The sequence below is a fragment of the Amycolatopsis sp. NPDC005003 genome, from assembly GCF_053600695.1.
Window position 1 is genome coordinate 155,547 of record NZ_JBSGAI010000016.1, and the last position, 14,211, is coordinate 169,757.

Sequence of the window (14,211 nt, forward strand, 5' to 3'; positions counted from 1 at the left end):
ACACCCGAAAGGATCCGCGGCACAGTGCGCACCGATCTCGTCAAGCCACTTCACGTCGCACTCCTGGAGAACGCGACCCGTTTCGCCGGCAAGCCGGCCTTCGCCGACGACCACCGGGCGGTCACCTACGGCGACCTCGAGGCGCGGACGCGCCGGCTGGCCGGGCACCTCGCCGGCCTCGGCGTCCGCCACGGGGACCGGGTGGCGATCTGCCTCGGCAACCGGGTGTCCACTGTGGAGAGCTACTTCGCGGTCCTGCGCGCGGGCGGCGTCGGCGTGCCGCTCAACCCCGGATCGGCGACGGCCGAGCTGGCGTACCCGCTGGCCGACAGCGGCGCCACGGTGGTCATCACCGACACCGCGCAGGCGGCCCGGCTCCGGTTCGCGCCGCCCGTCAAGCTGCTGGTGACCGGCGACGACGTCCCGGCCGGCGCCCACTCCTACGACGAACTCGCCGCCACGGAACCGGCCGAGCCCGCCGCGGACGACCTCGACCTCGACGAACCGGCCTGGATGTTCTACACGTCCGGCACGACCGGACGGCCCAAGGGCGTGGTGTCGACCCAGCGCAACTGCCTGTGGTCCGTCGCCTCCTGCTACGTGCCGTTCCCCGGCTTGAGCGACCGGGACCGGGTGCTCTGGCCGCTGCCGCTGTTCCACAGCCTTTCCCACATCGCCTGCGTCCTGTCCGCCACCGTGGTCGGCGCGACCGTCCGGATCGCGGACGGCGGTTCCGCCGACGACGTCATGCGGCTGCTGCGGGCCGAGGACTCGACGTTCCTGGCCGGCGTGCCGACCACCTACCACCACCTGGTGCGGGCCGCCCGGCAGCGCGGGTTCGCCGCCCCGAGCCTGCGGATCGCCCTGGCCGGGGGCGCGGTCCTCGGCGCCGGGCTGCGCAGCGAGTTCGAAGAGACCTTCGGCGTGCCGCTGATCGACGCCTACGGCAGCACCGAGACCTGCGGTGCCATCACCATGAACCCGCCGGACGACGCCCGGGTCGACGGTTCGTGCGGGCTGCCCGTGCCGGGTGTCGGTGTCCGGGTCGTGGACCCGGACACCGGGCGGGAGCTCCCCGCCGGCCAGGAGGGCGAGGTCTGGGTCAGCGGGCCGAACGTCATGCTCGGCTACCACAACAGCCCGGAGGCGACCGCCGCGGCGATGCGCGACGGCTGGTTCCGCACCGGTGACCTGGCCAGGCGCGACGACGCCGGCTACTTCACCATCTGCGGCCGGATCAAGGAGCTGATCATCCGGGGTGGGGCGAACATCCATCCCGGCGAGGTCGAGGCGGTCCTGCGCACGGCCGAAGGTGTCGCGGACGCGGCCGTCGGCGGCGCTCCGCACGACACGCTCGGCGAGGTGCCGGTCGCCTACGTGATCCCCGGGCCGTCCGGGTTCGATCCCGCGGCGCTGCTCGCGAAGTGCCGCGAGCAGTTGTCCGCCTACAAGGTGCCCGCGCGGATCTTCGAAGTCGCCCACCTCCCGCGGACCGCGTCCGGCAAGGTCCGGCGGGGCCTGCTGGCCGGCGAGCCGGGTGCGCTGCGGTACGCCGAGACCGAACACGAGGAGCAGACCCGGCAGGCCGACGAGGCCGTCGCCGCGGCACTGCGGGCGCGGCTGTCCGGTTTGGACGAACGCGCGCAGGGTGAGCTCCTGGAGGACCTCGTCCGCACCCAGGCCGCCGACGTGCTGGGGCAGCCGGTTCCGGCCGGGCGGGCGTTCCGCGACCTCGGCTTCACCTCGCTCGCCGTCGTCGAGCTCCGCAACCGGCTGACCGAGCGCACCGGCCTGTGGCTGCCCGCCAGTGCCGTCTTCGACCACCCGACGCCGGCGGCGCTGGCCGCCCGCGTCCGGGCCGAGCTGCTCGGGCTCACCCAGGACGTCGCCGAGCCGCTCGTGGCGGCCGATCCGGACGAGCCGATCGCGATCGTGGGCATGGCGTGCCGGCTGCCCGGTGGCGTGGCTTCCCCGGAAGACCTGTGGCGGCTGGTGGCGAACGGTGTCGACGCCGTCTCGGCGTTCCCCGACGACCGCGGCTGGGACCTCGACAGCCTCATCGACCCCGAGCGGGCCCGCGCCGGGACGTCGTATGTCGGCCAGGGCGGGTTCCTGTACGACGCCGGCCAGTTCGACGCGGGCTTCTTCGGGATCTCGCCGCGCGAGGCCGTCGCGATGGACCCGCAGCAGCGGCTGCTGCTGGAGACCTCCTGGGAGGCCCTGGAGCACGCCGGGGTCGACCCGATCGCGTTGAAGGGCAGCGACACCGGCGTGTTCTCCGGCCTGATGGGCCAGGGCTACGGGGCCGGCCCGGTGGCGGAGGAACTCGAAGGGTTCGTCGCCACCGGGGTCGCGTCGAGCGTGGCGTCCGGCCGGGTGTCGTACGTGCTGGGCCTGGAGGGCCCGGCGGTCACCGTGGATACGGCGTGTTCGTCGTCGCTGGTCGCGATGCACCTGGCCGCCCAGTCGCTGCGGCAGGGCGAGTGCTCGATGGCACTGGCCGGCGGGGTCACAGTGATGGCGACGCCGGGCTCGTTCGTCGAGTTCTCCCGCCAGCGCGCGCTGGCGCCCGACGGGCGCTGCAAGGCCTTTGCGGCGGCGGCCGACGGGACCGGCTGGTCCGAGGGGGTCGGCGTGGTCGTCCTCGAACGGCTGTCGGTGGCGCGGGAGCGCGGCCACCGGGTGCTCGCCGTGCTGCGCGGCAGCGCGGTCAACCAGGACGGCGCCTCCAACGGGCTGACCGCGCCGAACGGCCTGTCGCAGCAGCGGGTCATCCGCCGTGCGCTGGCCGCCGCCGGACTCACACCGTCCGATGTGGACGTCGTCGAGGCACACGGGACCGGGACGACCCTGGGTGACCCGATCGAGGCGCAGGCCCTGCTGGCGGCCTATGGCCAGGAGCGGGAGCAGCCGCTGTGGCTCGGCTCGCTGAAGTCCAACATCGGCCACGCGCAGGCGGCCGCGGGGGTCGCGGGCGTGATCAAGATGGTGCAGGCGCTCCGGCACGAGGTCCTGCCGCCGACACTGCATGTCGACAAACCGACTCAAGAGGTCGACTGGTCCGCCGGTGCGGTTTCCCTGGTGACCGAGGCTCAGGAGTGGCGGCGGAACGGACGGCCGCGCCGGGCGGGGGTGTCGTCGTTCGGGGTCAGCGGGACCAACGCGCACCTGATCGTCGAGGAAGCACCCCTCGACGAGCCGGTCGCCACCTCGGAAGCCGCGGTGGTGCCGCTGGTCGTGTCGGCGCGCAGCGCGGAGTCGCTGTCCGCGCAGGCCGAGCGCTTGGCGGCGTTCCTCGAAGGTGACGTTTCGCTGACCGAGGTGGCCGGGGCGCTGGTGTCGCGTCGGGCGGTGCTGGACGAACGCGCGGTCGTCGTGGCCGGTTCGCGCGAAGAAGCCGTGGCCGGGCTGCGGGCGCTGGACGCGACCGGTTCGGCGACGCCGGGCAAGGTCGTGTGGGTGTTCCCGGGCCAGGGGACGCAGTGGGCCGGGATGGGCCGTGAGCTCCTCGAAGAGTCCTCGGTGTTCGCCGCGCGGATCGCGGAGTGCGCGGCCGCGTTGGAACCGTGGATCGACTGGTCGCTGCTCGACGTCCTGCGGGGCGAGGGCGATCTGGACCGGGTCGATGTGCTGCAGCCCGCCTGCTTCGCGGTGATGGTGGGGTTGGCCGCGGTGTGGGAGTCCGTGGGAGTCCGGCCGGACGCGGTGGTCGGGCACTCGCAGGGGGAAATCGCGGCCGCGTGCGTGTCGGGGGCGTTGTCGCTGGAGGACGCGGCGAGGGTGGTTGCGTTGCGCAGCCGAGCGATCGCGGCGGAGCTTTCCGGTCGTGGCGGGATGGCGTCGGTTGCCCTGAGCGAGGACGACGTGCTCCCGAAGTTGGTGGACGGGGTCGAGGTGGCCGCGGTCAACGGGCCTTCGTCGGTGGTGATCGCCGGGGACGCCCAGGCTCTCGACCAGACCCTGGAAACTCTGTCCGGTGAAGGAATTCGCGTGCGGCGGGTGGCGGTGGACTACGCCTCGCACACCCGGCACGTCGAGGACATCCGCGACACCCTCGCCGAGGCCCTGGCCGGGATCAGGGCGCAGGCGCCGATTGTGCCGTTCTACTCGACCGTCACCGGCGAGTGGGTGCAGGACGGAACCTTGGCCGGTGAGTACTGGTACCGGAACCTGCGCAACCAGGTCCGGTTCGGGGCCGCCGCGACGGCTCTGATCGAGCAGGGTCACACGGTGTTCGTCGAGGTCAGCGCGCACCCCGTGCTGGTGCAGCCGATCAGTGAACTCGCCGACGCGGTCGGGACACTGCGGCGTGACGACGGTGGCCTGCGGCGTCTGCTGACCTCGATGGGCGAGCTGTTCGTCCGCGGCATCGACATTGACTGGACGGCGATGGTGCCCGCCGCCGGCTGGGTCGACCTGCCGACCTACGCCTTCGACCACCGGCACTACTGGCTCGAGCCGGCCGAACCGGCGTCGGACGGCGACGCGCTCCTGGGCACGATCGTCAGCACCCCCGGTGCGGACCGCGTCATGGCCGTGGCGCAGTGGACGCGCCGGACGCAGCCCTGGGCAACCGACGGCCTGGTGCCGCCTGCGGCACTGGTCGAGGCAGCCATCCGGCTCGGCGACCGGACCGGCACCCCCTTCCTCGCCGAACTGACCATCGACACACCCGTGCTCCTGCCGCGACGGGGAAGCCGGGACGTGCAGCTGATCGTCGGCGAGCCCGGCGGGCAGCGGCGGCGGTCCATCGAGGTCTTTTCCCGCGAGGCGGACGAACCGTGGACGCGGCACGCCCACGGCACACTCGCTCCCGCCGTCGCCGAGGTTTCCGAACCGGCGGCGGGAGAAGCCACCGACGTCACCGTCGACGGCCTGCGGGACACAGACCGGTACGGGATCCACCCCGCGCTGCTGGACGCGGCCGTCCGCACGGTCGTCGGCGACGACCTGCTGCCGTCCGTGTGGACCGGCGTGTCCCTGCTGGCCGCCGGGGCGACGGCCGTCACGTGCACGCCGACGGCGGCCGGGCTGCGGCTGACCGACCCGGCCGGGCGGCCCGTGCTGACCGTCGAATCCGTGCGCGGCACACCGTTCGCCCCCGAACCGGGCCGCACCGACGCGCTGTTCCGCGTCGACTGGACGGAAATCCCGCTCCCCGCTGCAGGCGAGGCCGACGTCGTGACCCACGAAGCCACGTCGGTCGAGGACACCCTCGCCGCGCTCCGGGCCTGGCTGGCGGACCCCGCGGAGACCCGGCTGGCCGTGCTCACCGGCGACTGCGCCGAGCCCGGCGCGGCCGCGATCTGGGGCCTGGTGCGCTCGGCGCAGTCCGAGCACCCGGGCCGGATCGTCCTGGCCGACCTCGACGACCCCGCCGTGCTGCCCGCGGTGGTGGCGAGCGGCGAACCGCAGGTGCGGGTGCGGGGCGGCGTCGCGTCGGTGCCCCGGCTGGCCCGCGTTGCGCCCCGGCAGGACGCGCGGCCGCTCGATCCCGAGGGGACCGTCCTGATCACGGGCGGGACCGGGACGCTCGGCGCGCTGACCGCCCGGCACCTCGTCACCGCGCACGGCGTCCGGCACCTGGTGCTGGTCAGCCGCCGCGGCGAGGCTCCCGAGCTGCGGGACGAGCTGACCGCGCTGGGGGCGTCGGTCACCATCGCCGCCTGCGACGCGGCGGACCGGGCGCAGCTCGAAGCCGTCCTGCGGGCGATCCCGGCCGAGCACCCGCTCACCGCCGTGATCCACGCCGCCGGCGTCCTCGATGACGGCGTCGTCACCGAGCTGACCCCGGACCGGCTCGCCACCGTGCGGCGGCCGAAGGTCGACGCCGCCCGGCTCCTCGACGAGCTCACCCGCGACGCCGACCTCGCCGCCTTCGTGCTGTTCTCCTCGGCGGCGGGCGTGCTGGGCAACCCCGGCCAGGCCGGGTACGCGGCGGCCAACGCCGAACTGGACGCGCTGGCGCACCAGCGGAACCGCCTCGGCCTGCCTGCCGTGTCCATCGCCTGGGGATACTGGGCGGCGGTCAGCGGGATGACCGAACACCTGGGGGCCGCCGACTTGAGGCGCAACCAGCGGATCGGCATGTCCGGCCTCGCCGCCGACGAGGGCACGGCCCTGTTGGACGCCGCCATCGGCACCGGTGGCGCCCTGGTCGCGGCGAAGTTCGACGTCGCCGCCCTGCGGGCGACGGCGAAGTCCGGTGGCCCGGTCCCGCCGCTGCTGCGCGGCCTCGCCCCGCTGCCGCGCCGGACGGCGGCCAAGACCGCGTCGCCGGCCGAGCGGCTCGCCGGGCTGCGCGAGGCCGAGCGGGCCGAAGCCCTGCTCGACCTGGTCCGGCGGCACGCCGCGGAGGTCCTCGGCCACGCCGGTGCCGAATCCGTCCGCTCCGGACGGACGTTCAAGGACGCCGGCTTCGACTCGCTGACCGCGGTGGAACTGCGGAACCGCCTGGCCGCGGCGACCGGGCTCACCTTGTCTCCGGCGATGATCTTCGACTACCCGAAGCCCCCGGCGCTCGCGGAACACCTGCGCACCAAGCTGTTCGGCGGAGCCGCACCGCGACCGGCCGAGATCGGGACCGCCGCGGCCGAAGAGCCGATCGCGATCGTCGCGATGGCGTGCCGCTTCCCCGGCGGGGTGCACAGCCCGGAGGACCTGTGGCGGCTGGTCGCCGACGGCGTCGACGCGGTCACCGAGTTCCCCGCCGACCGCGGCTGGGACACCGACCGCGTCTACCACGAAGACCCCGACCACGAAGGCACCACGTACGTCCGGCACGGCGCCTTCCTCGACGACGCCGCCGGGTTCGACGCCGCCTTCTTCGGCATCTCGCCCAACGAGGCCCTCGCCATGGACCCGCAGCAGCGGCTGCTGCTGGAGACGTCCTGGGAGCTGTTCGAGCGGGCCGCGATCGACCCGACCACCCTGGCCGGGCAGGACATCGGCGTGTTCGCCGGCGTCAACAGCCACGACTACAGCCTGCGGACGCACCGGGCGGCGGGGGTCGAGGGCTTCCGGCTCACCGGCGGCTCGGCGAGCGTGCTCTCCGGCCGGATCGCCTACCACTACGGCGTCGAAGGCCCGGCCGTCACGGTCGACACAGCCTGCTCGTCTTCGCTGGTGGCGCTGCACATGGCGGTGCAGGCGCTGCAGCGCGGCGAGTGCTCGATGGCCCTGGCCGGTGGCGTGATGGTGATGGGCACGGTCGAGACCTTCGTCGAGTTCTCGCGGCAGCGCGGGCTCGCGCCGGATGGCCGGTGCAAGGCGTTCGCCGACGCCGCGGACGGCACCGGCTGGTCCGAGGGCGTCGGGCTGCTCCTGGTGGAGCGGCTGTCCGAGGCCCGCCGCCGCGGGCACCAGGTGCTGGCCGTGGTCCGCGGCTCGGCGGTCAACTCCGACGGCGCTTCGAACGGCCTCACCGCCCCGAACGGGCCGTCCCAGCAGCGCGTGATCCGCAAGGCACTGGCCGCCGCCGGACTGTCCACATCGGACGTCGACGCGGTGGAGGCGCACGGCACCGGGACGACCTTGGGCGACCCGATCGAAGCGGAGGCGCTGCTCGCCACCTACGGCCAAGAGCGAGAGCAGCCGCTGTGGCTGGGTTCGGTGAAGTCGAACCTCGGGCACACGCAGGCCGCGGCGGGGGTCGCGGGCGTGATCAAGATGGTCATGGCCATGCGCCACGGCGTCCTGCCCAAGACGCTGCACGTCGACCGGCCGTCGTCCCATGTGGACTGGTCGGCCGGTGCGGTGGAACTGCTGACCGAGAGCCGGGACTGGGTGGCCGGCGACCACCCGCGCCGGGCCGGCGTGTCCTCCTTCGGCATCGGCGGCACGAACGCGCACGTCGTCCTCGAAGAGGTGCCCCAGCAGGTCACCGAGGCCGAGCCGGGGCCGGAAGAGTTCCCGGTGCCGGTGCTCCTCTCCGCGCGTTCGGCTGCCGGGCTACGCGGGCAGGCCGCGCGGCTCGCCGACTTCCTCGGCGTTGACGTGCGCGTCCCCGACGTCGCCCACGCCCTGGCCACGACCCGGGCCCAGCTCGGCCACCGGGCCGTCGTCCTGGCCGCCGACCGGGAGCAGCTCAAGGCGGACCTCACCGCGTTCGGCCCCGGCGTCGTGTCGGGGACGCCGGTCGACGGCAAGCTGGCCGTCCTCTTCACCGGTCAGGGCAGCCAGTGGGCGGGGATGGGCCGCGACCTCGCCGAGAGGTTCCCGGTCTTCCGCGGCGCCTTCGAAGCCGCCTGCGCCGCCGTGGACGCGCACCTGGGCGGGCGTCCGGTGCGCGAGGTCGTCTTCACCGACCGCACGCTGCTCGACCGGACGATGTACACCCAAGGCGCGCTGTTCGCCGTGGAGACCGCCCTGTTCCGGCTCTTCGAGTCGTGGGGGGTGCGGCCGGACCTCCTCGCCGGCCACTCGATCGGCGAGTTCGCCGCCGCGCACGTCTCCGGCGTACTGGACCTGGCCGAGGCGGGCGAACTGGTCGCCGCGCGCGGCCGGCTGATGCAGGCCCTGCCCGCGGGCGGCGCGATGGTGGCCGTCCAGGCGACCGAGGACGAGGTCGCGCCCTTCCTCGGCGGCGCTGTCTGCGTCGCCGCGGTCAACGGCCCGGACTCCGTGGTGCTCTCCGGCGCCGAAGACGCCGTGGTGGCCGTCGCCGCCGGACTGGCGGACCGCGGCCGCAAGACCAAGCGGCTGACCGTCGGCCACGCCTTCCACTCGCCGCTGATGGAACCGATGCTCGACGACTTCCGCGCGGTCGCGGAGCGCCTGACGTACCGGACTGGTTCGCTGCCGGTTGTTTCGACGCTGACCGGGGAACTCGCGGCGCTCGACAGCCCGGACTACTGGGTCGGCCAGGTCCGGAACGCCGTGCGGTTCAGCGACGCCGTCACCGAGCTGAGCGCTCAGGGCGCGACGACGTTCCTCGAGCTCGGCCCGGGCGGGGCCCTGGCCGCCATGGCGCTCGGCACGCTCGGCGGGTCCGAGCAGAGCTGCGTCGCCACCCTGCGCAAGAACGGCGCCGAGGTCCCCGACGTCCTGACCGCGCTCGCCGAACTGCACGTCCGGGGCGTGGCCGTGGACTGGACGGCGGTGCTCGACGAGCCGGGTGCGGCGGTCGGGACCGTGCTGCCCACCTACGCGTTCCAGCACGAGCGGTTCTGGGTCGGCACCGACGAACCGGCCCCGGTCGCGGACCGGCCGGCCCAGCCGGTCCAAGACGTGCTGGAGCTGGTCCGGGAGAGCGCCGCGGTGATGCTCGGGCACCGGGACGCGGATGCGTTCGACCTCGACCGGTCCTTCAAGGACCACGGGTTCGACTCCCTCAGCGCGATCAAGCTCCGCAACCGCCTGCGCGACTTCACCGGCGTCGACCTGCCCAGCACGCTGGTCTTCGACTACCCGAACCCGGCCGCCGTCGCGGCCCACCTGCGCGCCGAACTCGGCGGCGAGCGCCCGGCGGCGCCGGTCGTGGTGACCCGGGACGTCTCCGACGAGCCGATCGCGATCGTCGGCATGAGCACCCGCCTGCCGGGCGGCGCGGACAGCCCCGAAGAGCTGTGGAACCTCGTCGCGGAGGGCCGGGACGCGATCTCCGGCTTCCCGGTCGACCGCGGCTGGGACCTCGACGGCCTCTACCACCCGGACCCGGCCCACGCCGGGACGAGCTACACGCGCTCGGGCGGCTTCCTGCACGACGCGGCGCAGTTCGACGCCGGGCTCTTCGGGATCTCGCCGCGCGAAGCCCTGGCCATGGACCCGCAGCAGCGGCTGTTGCTGGAGACGTCGTGGGAAGCCCTGGAACGCGCGGGCGTCGACCCGCTCTCCGCGCGCGGCAGCGACGTCGGCGTCTTCACCGGGATCGTCCACCACGACTACGTGACCCGGCTGCGCGAAGTGCCCGAGGACGTCCAGGGCTACACGATGACCGGCACGGCCTCGAGCGTCGCGTCCGGCCGGGTGGCCTACACGTTCGGCTTCGAAGGCCCGGCCGTCACCGTGGACACCGCGTGCTCGTCTTCGCTGGTCGCGATCCACCTGGCGGCGCAGGCGCTCCGGCAGGGCGAGTGCTCGATGGCACTGGCCGGCGGCGCGACCGTGATGGCCGGCCCGGACGCCTTCCTGGAGTTTTCGCGCCAGCGCGGCCTGTCCGCCGACGGCCGGTGCAAGGCCTACGCGGAAGGCGCGGACGGCACCGGCTGGGCCGAAGGCGTCGGCGTCGTCGCCCTGGAGCGGCTTTCGGTGGCCCAGGAACGCGGCCACCGGATCTTGGCCGTGCTGCGCGGCAGCGCGGTAAACCAGGACGGCGCTTCGAACGGCCTGACCGCGCCCAACGGGCCATCGCAGCAGCGGGTGATCCGTGGCGCGCTGGCGAGCGCCGGGCTGGCACCGTCCGATGTGGACGTCGTGGAGGGCCACGGGACCGGGACGGCACTCGGTGACCCGATCGAGGTCCAGGCCCTGCTGGCCACCTACGGGCAGGAGCGGGAGACGCCGCTTTGGCTCGGCTCGCTGAAGTCGAACATCGGGCACACGCAGGCTGCCGCCGGCGTGGTCGGCGTGATCAAGATGGTCATGGCGATGCGGAACGGCATCCTGCCGGCCACGCTGCACGCCGGCGAGCGCACCAGCCAGGTCGACTGGTCCGCGGGCGCGATCGAGGTGCTCACCGAGGCCCGCGAGTGGCCGCGCACCGGGCGTCCGCGCCGGGCCGGGGTGTCCAGTTTCGGGGCCAGCGGGACCAACGCGCACCTGATCATCGAGGAAGCCCCCGAAGCCGGTCTGCCGCGGCTTGTCGTGAGTGAAGATTCGGGTTCTAACCCTCTTTTCCACTCACGACCGGGCGTGGTGCCGCTGGTCGTGTCGGCCCGCAGCACCGGGTCCCTCGCCGGGCAGGCCGGCCGGTTGGCCGCGGTCCTGGAGAGCGAGACGTTGGCGGGTGTGGCCGGGGCGCTGGTGTCGGGCCGCGCGACGCTGAACGAGCGTGCGGTCGTCATCGCGGGGTCCGCTGGAGAAGCCCAGGAAGGCTTGCAGGCGCTGGCCCGCGGCGAGAACGCGCCCGGCGTCGTGACCGGGACCGCGGGCAAACCGGGCAAGCTGGTCTGGGTGTTCCCCGGCCAGGGCTCGCAGTGGGCCGGCATGGGCCGGGAACTCCTGGACGCCTCGCCGGTGTTCGCCGAGCGGATCAAGGACTGCGCCGCCGCGCTGGAGCCGTGGACCGACTGGTCGCTGCTCGACGTGCTGCGCGGCGACGCCGACCTGCTCGACCGGGTCGACGTGGTGCAGCCCGCGAGCTTCGCGATGATGGTCGGCCTGGCCGCGGTGTGGACCTCCTTGGGCGTGGTCCCGGACGCGGTGCTGGGGCACTCCCAGGGCGAGATCGCCGCGGCCTGCGTGTCCGGGGCGTTGTCGCTGGACGACGCGGCGAAGGTGGTCGCGTTGCGCAGCCAGGCGATCGCCGCGGAACTGGCCGGTCGCGGCGGCATGGCGTCGGTCGCGCTGAGCGAGGAAGACGCCGTCGCGCGGCTGGCGCCGTGGGCAGCCCGGGTCGAGGTGGCCGCGGTCAACAGCCCGTCCTCGGTCGTGGTCGCGGGCGACGCCCAGGCCCTGGACGAGGCTTTGGCCGCGCTGGAAGCCGACGGCGTCCGGGTGCGGCGGGTCGCGGTGGACTACGCCTCGCACACCCGGCACGTCGAGGCCATCGAGGAAACCCTCGCCGAGGCCCTGGCCGGGATCAGCGCGCAGGCACCGGCGATCCCGTTCTACTCGACCGTCCTCGGCGCGTGGATCGGGGACGCCGTCGTCGACGGTGGTTACTGGTACCGGAACCTGCGGCAGCAGGTGCGGTTCGGGCCGTCGGTCGCGGACCTGGCCGGGCTGGGGCACTCGGTGTTCCTGGAGATCAGTGCCCACCCGGTGCTGGTCCAGCCGCTCAGTGAGATCGGCGACGACGCCGTGGTCGGCGGATCCCTGCGGCGCGACGACGGCGGGCTCCGGCGGCTGCTGGTGTCGGCGGCCGAGCTGTTCGTCCGCGGGGTGGCCGTGGACTGGACGGCTGCCGCGCCCGCGACCGGCTGGGTGGACCTGCCGACGTACGCCTTCGACCGGCGGCACTTCTGGCTGCAGGAGGCCGAGAAAGCGGAGGCGGCCGAAGGCGTGGACGCCGAGTTCTGGACCGCGGTCGAGAAGTCCGATGTGGACAGTCTGGCCGAGCTGCTCGACCTGGTGCCGGAGCAGCGCGGTGCGCTCGGCACCGTCGTGCCCGTGCTGGCCGGGTGGCGCGGCCGGCGCCGCGAACGCTCGGCCGCGGAGAAGCTGCGCTACCAGGTCACCTGGCAGCCCCTCGAACGCGAAGCCACCGGCGTGCCGGGCGGGCGCTGGCTGGCCGTCGTTCCGGCCGGTACCACCGACGCGCTCCTGACGGAGCTGACCGGCCAGGGGCTCGACCTCGTCCGGCTGGAGATCGAGGACCCTTCACGGGACCAGCTCGCCGAGCGGTTGCGGGGTGTCCTGGCGGACAACGACCTCACCGGCGTGCTCTCGCTGCTCGCTCTCGACGGCGGGCCCGCGGACGCGACCGACATCACCGCTTCGACCCTCGCGCTGGTCCAGGCCCTGGGCGACACCGACACGGCCGCGCCGCTGTGGTGCCTCACCTCCGGCGCGGTGAACATCGGCATCCAGGACGCGGTCACCGCACCGGCCCAGGCGGCGGTGTGGGGCCTCGGCCGCGCCGTCGCGCTGGAGCGCCTCGACCGGTGGGGTGGCCTGGTCGACCTGCCCGCCGCGACCGACGCGCGCACGGCGCAGGCCTTGCTCGGCGTGCTGAACGGCGCTGGTGGGGAGGACCAGCTCGCGGTCCGGCGGTCGGGTGTCTACCACCGGCGGCTGGTCCGCAAGCCCGTGCCGGAGTCCGCGGGCAAGTGGGAGCCGCGCGGCACGGTCCTGGTCACCGGCGGCGCCGAAGGGCTCGGCCGGCACGCCTCGGTCTGGCTCGCGCAGTCCGGCGCCGAACGGCTCATCGTCACCGGTGACGGCGTCGACGCACTGCGGGCCGAGCTGGCCGAGTCCGACACCACGGTCGAGTTCTGCGCCGACCGGGACACCCTGGAACGGCTGGTGGCGGGCTCGGAGGTCACCGCCGTGGTGCACGCGGCCGACATCGCGCAGACCAGCTCCGTCGACGACACCGGCCGGGCCGACCTCGACGAGGTGTTCACCGCCAAGGTGACCACCGCGGTGTGGCTGGACCAGCTGTTCGAGGACACTCCGCTCGACGCCTTCGTGGTGTTCTCCTCGATCGCCGGCATCTGGGGCGGTGGCGGGCAGGGCCCGGCGGGTGCGGCGAACGCCGTCCTCGACGCCCTGGTCGAATGGCGGCGGGCCCGCGGCCTCAAGGCGACGTCGATCGCCTGGGGCGCCCTGGACGAGATCGGCATCGGCATGGACGAGGCCGCCCTCGCCCAGCTGCGCCGCCGCGGTGTCCTCCCGATGGCGCCGCCGCTGGCCGTCACCGCGATGGTGCAGGCCGTCGACGGCAACGAGAAGGCCGTGGCGGTGGCCGACATGGACTGGGGTGCCTTCATCCCCGCGTTCACCTCGGTCCGGCCCAGCCCGCTGTTCGCCGACCTTCCCGAGGCGAAGGCGATCCTCCAGGCCACGCAGGACGACGGCGAAGACGGCGACACGGCGTCGTCGCTCGCGGGTTCCCTGCGGGCGGTGCCGGACGCCGAGCAGAACCGCATCCTGCTGAAGCTGGTCCGCGGGCACGCCTCGACGGTCCTCGGCCACAGCGGCGCTGACGGCATCGGCCCGCGGCAGGCGTTCCAGGAGGTCGGCTTCGACTCCCTGGCCGCGGTCAACCTCCGCAACAGCCTGCACGCGGCCACCGGGCTGCGGCTGCCGGCGACGCTGATCTTCGACTACCCCACCCCGGAGGCGCTGGTCGGCTACCTGCGCGTCGAACTCCTCCGGGAAGCCGACGACGGCCTGGACGGGCGGGAAGACGACCTCCGGCGGGTCCTCGCGGCCGTGCCGTTCGCCCGGTTCAAGGAGGCGGGCGTGCTGGAGACCCTGCTCGGCCTGGCCGACCCGGAAACGGCGACCCCGGAAGCGGCCCCGGCCGCCGACGACGCAGACCTGATCGACGCACTGGACATCTCCGGTCTCGTGCAACGGGCCCTCGGGCAGACGAGCTGACCGCCG

The 14,211-nt window shown here is 74.1% G+C and carries 1 protein-coding gene; it reads left to right on the forward strand.

Features of this window, described 5'->3' with window-relative positions:
• The first annotated feature begins 24 nt into the window (after positions 1–24).
• The gene (locus ACWED2_RS20650) at positions 25–14,205 is read left to right on the forward strand and encodes a type I polyketide synthase (RefSeq protein ID WP_449692085.1); all 14,181 of its coding nucleotides are present in this window, start codon (positions 25–27) and stop codon (positions 14,203–14,205) included.
• Positions 14,206–14,211: the final 6 nt, after the last annotated feature.